The 3,416-nt window shown below is 54.9% G+C and carries 5 protein-coding genes; 3 read left to right on the top strand and 2 right to left on the bottom strand.

Features of this window, described 5'->3' with window-relative positions; translation table 11 throughout:
• Positions 1 to 117 precede the first annotated feature (117 nt).
• Genes ACQRAJ_RS08675 through ACQRAJ_RS08665 form a run of 3 tightly spaced genes read left to right on the top strand, consistent with a single transcriptional unit; the run spans position 118 to position 2,384 of the window.
• The gene (locus ACQRAJ_RS08675; RefSeq protein WP_427748376.1) at positions 118 to 441 is read left to right on the top strand and encodes a hypothetical protein; all 324 of its coding nucleotides are present in this window, start codon (positions 118 to 120) and stop codon (positions 439 to 441) included.
• A complete protein-coding gene (locus tag ACQRAJ_RS08670; protein WP_427748375.1) occupies positions 438 to 1,778 on the top strand; it encodes a hypothetical protein in 1,341 nt (446 codons plus the stop codon). Before ACQRAJ_RS08675 ends, ACQRAJ_RS08670 begins: the two co-directional genes overlap by 4 nt.
• 36 nt (positions 1,779 to 1,814) lie before the next feature.
• Positions 1,815 to 2,384 (top strand): hypothetical protein, encoded by a 570-nt coding sequence (locus ACQRAJ_RS08665; protein WP_427748374.1) that lies wholly within the window; start codon positions 1,815 to 1,817, stop codon positions 2,382 to 2,384.
• 88 nt (positions 2,385 to 2,472) lie between these two features.
• On the opposite strand, the gene ACQRAJ_RS08660 is transcribed toward ACQRAJ_RS08665, so the two are convergent.
• Together ACQRAJ_RS08660 and ACQRAJ_RS08655 are read right to left on the bottom strand one after the other, a co-directional pair.
• Entirely contained in the window at positions 2,473 to 2,823 is a 351-nt protein-coding gene (locus ACQRAJ_RS08660; protein WP_427748373.1) for a hypothetical protein, read from the bottom strand.
• A 1-nt stretch (position 2,824) separates the two neighbouring features.
• A complete protein-coding gene (locus ACQRAJ_RS08655) occupies positions 2,825 to 3,304 on the bottom strand; it encodes a helix-turn-helix transcriptional regulator (RefSeq protein ID WP_427748372.1) in 480 nt (159 codons plus the stop codon).
• Between the last annotated feature and the right edge of the window lie 112 nt (positions 3,305 to 3,416).

Below are 3,416 nucleotides of genomic sequence, written 5' to 3'. Positions count from 1 at the left end.
GCAACAGTTCACAACTCAATCCCTCGTCATGCATATCCCACTAAACGAAAGAGACGGAATTGCTGGACGTTATAATTCGGGCAACGATTGACTCTGACGCCAAGGGGCAAGGGAACGATGAATGCCTTTCTGAACATCTTGAGAAACCTAGGTCCGCATCTAAAAAAGGCGCTTCCAAAAGCGCTCCCGTTCCTAGGTGCCGGTCTCACGGGGGTGCTTGGCTTCTTCCTGGGAGCAAAATGGAAGTACAAGCAGTACGAGAAGAAATATGCAGCAGTCTGTGAGGCACTTCTGGTCCTGCAGGAGAAAATAAAACGTCTTGAGGCGGAGAGAGCGCCGAAGAGAGAGCTTAAGAAGGCAAGGAAAGAGCTAGAGGAGAAGACCCAGGAGAAACTTGAGATTGAGGAGAAACTCGAAGAGCTGAAGCGGGACGCAAGATGAGAAGGAAGAGGAGCGACATCGTCCAAGAGGCAGAGGACGTCCTCTATTCGCTGTACGCAAGAGCTGAAGACCTCGAAGGCTCCCAAAAGGGAGAGCAGAGATCGATGCTAGAGGCTGGAGAGATGACTTCCTTTGCTTCGCACGAGGATGAATCGGATTCCTCGGCGTCATCTTGGAGCAAGTTGGTCAAGGAAGCGCGAGCGAACTATGGGAGCGACCATCATGTGGAGGAGCTTCTGACGGAAGAAGAGCTCGCGTCTGCAGACGAAAAAGTTCGCATTCTCAACGAGGAGTACAACGCGCTCCACAGGCTCAATCCCGTAGACGTCGCCATCAGCGTGTCCGCTGGAATCCTCTCGTCGGTCGTTGACATCCTGCTCGTTGGCATCCCGGAAAGAACTTCGGAGGGTACGAGGGGGAAGCCCCTTGAGAATTACGTGCGTGACTGGTTCCTCGAGAGGTTCCCGCCCGAGGAGATGGAGAGACTTGCGCGAGACGTCTCGTCGAAGGTCCCCTACGACGCCCCGTACAACGCCGGGTTCACGAGCGAGTACGTCGAGGGGCTATGGCCGGCAATGCACAGGCTCTACTCGCTGGGGCACGACCCGCTGCTCGGGTTCGTCGTGGGAACGCTCGACATCCTCACGGGGAGGATGACCACTATCGACAAGTTCGGAAGGATCCTCTCGCAGGAAATACCCCGCTACGCCGGGCGCGAGGAGGCAACGGTCTTCGCGGCTCTCTGCAAGCAGGTCATCCACCTAAAGTCCGACATGACCACCTCGATGGGTCTGCCGGCGCCGCTCATGGGCCTGTTCAACCTCATGCAGTTCGGGAGTATGGGCGAGGAGGAGCAGACCATCGCAGAGATTGTCCAGGGCATGTACTACGAGGGCTACGACTTTCAGCACTTCTGCGCCCAGGCCATCCCAGTGATGCTTACGGAGGTCGTGGTGCGCCTCGGTTACTTCCTCAAGAGGGCGTCAGAGGGGTACGGCGTAAGGGAGTCCATCCCAATCACCGCCAGCAGGGAGAAGCGTCCTAAACTCGGGACCATGCTCTTCATGGCCCACTCCCTGGCAACCGCGGTGAATGCCGGAAGGGTCGCGTTCACCAAGAGCCCGATGGCGATAAACGGACCTCAATGGATGGTCTTCGCCTGCAGGTCCTTCGCCCAGGCGAAGTGGGTCCTTGTCGACAAACCCGCGAGAAGGCACGAATACGTGATGCAGGCTTTGGAATCCGAGCTTGCGACGGCGGCGCTGCCGGAGGCTGGCGAAGTCATCGTGCTGGGCGACGAAACGTATAATGGCACGAAAGACGCAGGCAATGAGTGATAAAGGCAAAACTCAGGTCATGAGGAGGAGCGCTGAATGGCCAAGCTAGGTTGCCCGTGCGGGAACACCCTATGGAACGGATGTGACGAGAACAACCCTCAGTGCTGCTTTTATCCATGGGAAGAGCTCCGAAGCCACATGGATGACCTCGCTTTTTTTGAGCTGGAGTATACCGCCGGAGTAAGAAGCGTGGAAATCTGGCAATGCTGGGAATGCGACCGCCTGATGGTCTTCGACAACCCGAAAAGCAACAGCGTAACCAGGTGGTTCAAAAGGGTGTGTGCAGACGACTTCCCGAAGGAGATGGAGAACGAGCCGCATGAGATAGGAGTGTTCTTCAATGACGCATTCTTCGATACGGTATGCAGGAAACTTGATCTAGAAGAGGGATCAGACAAGTACAGCTTCATTGGAATGAGACACGACCCCGCAGAAAAGCTTCTCTCTCCGCGTGTGATGATGGAGAAGTTCTTCGACGCAACGAACGAACGCGTTAGAAACTGGTGGAATGCGAGGGTATACGAAGACTGGATAGTCCTCTATGACGCCTTTGACCACGATATGAAACAGCCGTTGAAGGCATGGCGTCGTTACCAGCCGAATTAGACCAAAAAAGCAGAGCCCGGCCCCTCGCGCCGCCCGCACGGCGGGTTCGTCCCGAGCCCCCTGCGGCGGCGCGAGGGGCGGGGCATTCCTATCTCCCTGCCAACATCTCTCGACGATCCACCATGCACTTTCCGGCGAAGGAGCTCCCGAGTTTAAGGGCTTCTGACATCAGTTTCTTGAACCATGCGTCCTTCTCCTCGCAGAGTGAGACGAGTTCCTGAATCCTGATCTTCTGCAGCTCAATGAGCTTGTCCTTCATCTCTATTACGCCTCTTTGACGCACGCAGACAATCCCAAGCCCAACGCATCCTGCACCCAGGACGATTTCCAAACCATGACACTTCAAGAACGCTTTTGTCTTCTCCAATCTTTTTTCTGCCAGTTCTTCCGGTGCTTCTCTTGCTGCTTCCATGTCCGCTCTCTTGTTCTCGTCCTTCATCTCAGCGTCCTCTCCTCATGATCTCCTTGACGATTGGCGCTACTGCCACGCTTGCCAGTGCCGGCATTGCCGCCGTGGGGATGGCAGCTCCTATCGCTGCCACCAACTTCTTGTTAGCAAGCACGTTTGTTGCGACGCTCAGTCCGTCCATCGCATCGACTTGCTCTTCGGCTGATTTCGAAGAGCCCGTCGCCTCGCCTTCCTCTGGCATTTCTTCGGCTATTGGCTCATCGACTAACGACTGGATTATCTTCGCTAGCGCCGTGTTCTCGTTCACCATTGCTTCATGGTTGAACACCGCCCTCAGGGCAAGGTATTGAGTCTTTGTCATCTTCGTTTTGTTGTGCTCCAGACTGTTGATTGTCTGCCTTGAGACCCCTATCTCCTCTCCTAGGCGCTCTGTTGTCCACCGCGCGACGTTCCTGATCACGGTGAGGTTCTTCTGCATACGATTGATCTTTTCCTGCTCCGCTATTCTCATCTCGCTCCTCCTTTTTAACGTTCTGTCAGTGTACATGCTAAAAGTTAAGAATCTTTACAGATTGACGTATTCTAATATTCACGGCATCCACATTTACGCCGTGAACTCCTTT

This window comes from Collinsella sp. SGI.184 (genome assembly GCF_050313415.1).
Taxonomy (GTDB): Bacteria; Actinomycetota; Coriobacteriia; order Coriobacteriales; family Coriobacteriaceae; genus Collinsella.
Note: the sequence above shows the minus strand (reverse complement) of the source record. Positions and strands in the feature narration are given on the sequence as shown.

Bases quoted from the DNA above. Each gene is read 5' to 3' on its own strand.
- ACQRAJ_RS08675 (WP_427748376.1), top strand. From the start codon at position 118: ATGAATGCCTTTCTGAACATCTTGAGAAACCTAGGTCCGCATCTAAAA.
- ACQRAJ_RS08670 (WP_427748375.1), top strand. From the start codon at position 438: ATGAGAAGGAAGAGGAGCGACATCGTCCAAGAGGCAGAGGACGTCCTC.
- ACQRAJ_RS08665 (WP_427748374.1), top strand. From the start codon at position 1,815: ATGGCCAAGCTAGGTTGCCCGTGCGGGAACACCCTATGGAACGGATGT.
- ACQRAJ_RS08660 (WP_427748373.1), bottom strand. From the start codon at position 2,823: ATGAAGGACGAGAACAAGAGAGCGGACATGGAAGCAGCAAGAGAAGCA.
- ACQRAJ_RS08655 (WP_427748372.1), bottom strand. From the start codon at position 3,304: ATGAGAATAGCGGAGCAGGAAAAGATCAATCGTATGCAGAAGAACCTC.